The following is a 263-nucleotide window of genomic DNA, read 5'->3' on the forward strand; positions in this document are numbered from 1 at the left end:
CTCGTCCTGTGCCTCCCAGCGGACCGGGCAGCCCTTGGGCAGCGCGGGGAAGTCATGGGTGTGCTCGAAGGCCACCCCGCCCGCCGGGCGACGCTGCCACAGCTGGGCCCGGCCGCTCTCCAGGTTGGTGAGCTTGAGCCCGGCCTTCTCGTTGACGGGGCGGTTGTAGGCCACGCCCCCGAAGAGGAGGTTGCCGTCCTTGTCCTTCAGGACGGCCTCCGGCCCCATGGGACCGTTCTTGGGCATCGGCCGGTTGATGATCT

Annotated in this window: 1 protein-coding gene; it reads right to left on the bottom strand. The window is 70.0% G+C overall.

From position 1 onward, the window contains the following. Window positions 1-263, bottom strand: a 263-nt coding sequence (locus tag F1003_RS18875; protein ID WP_162307018.1) for a hypothetical protein, incomplete at both ends; no start/stop codon positions are given.

The sequence above is a fragment of the Winogradskyella ouciana genome (assembly GCF_009709615.1).
GTDB lineage: Bacteria > Bacteroidota > Bacteroidia > Flavobacteriales > Flavobacteriaceae > Winogradskyella > Winogradskyella ouciana.